Annotated in this window: 1 pseudogene; it reads left to right on the top strand. The window is 47.1% G+C overall.

Annotation, left to right across the window (positions count from 1 at the left end):
- A pseudogene (locus tag FKN93_RS18165) lies at positions 1 to 527 on the top strand (IS3-like element ISVpa4 family transposase); the annotation flags it as partial.
- Positions 528 to 584 lie beyond the last annotated feature (57 nt).

A 584-nucleotide genomic window follows, 5' to 3' on the forward strand; every position in this document is an offset into this window, starting at 1 on the left:
AGGTGTATCCCTACCTGTTGCGTGATATCGAAGTCACTTACCCAAACCAAGCTTGGGCGATTGATATCACATATATCCCAATGGCGAAGGGGTTCCTGTACCTCGTTGCGATTATCGACTGGTATAGCCGCAAAGTGCTGGCTTGGCGACTATCCAACACCATGGACACGAGTTTTTGTATCGAAGCGCTTGAGGAAGCGCTGAAGCATTATGGGCCACCTGATATCTTTAACTCAGATCAAGGCAGCCAGTTTACCAGCACAGAGTTCACACAGAAGTTAATTGAGCATAACGTACGTATAAGCATGGATGGGAAAGGCCGCTGGGTTGACAATGTTTTCATTGAGCGATTATGGCGAAGCCTGAAATATGAGGAGGTTTACTTAAAGGCTTATACCACGCCCCGTGAAGCCGAGCTTGAAATCGGCAACTACATGGTGTTTTATAATGAAGAGCGTAACCATCAAGGACTCAATAACCTCACTCCTGATGAGGCCTACTTCGGTAGGCAAAGATACGCAGCATGAGCTGGGTCAACCACTTAAGAAATGAGCTTATGTGTCCAACCGTTGGGGTCCACTTCT

Source organism: Vibrio sp. A8-1, from assembly GCF_013048685.1.
Classification (GTDB): domain Bacteria; phylum Pseudomonadota; class Gammaproteobacteria; order Enterobacterales; family Vibrionaceae; genus Vibrio; species Vibrio metschnikovii.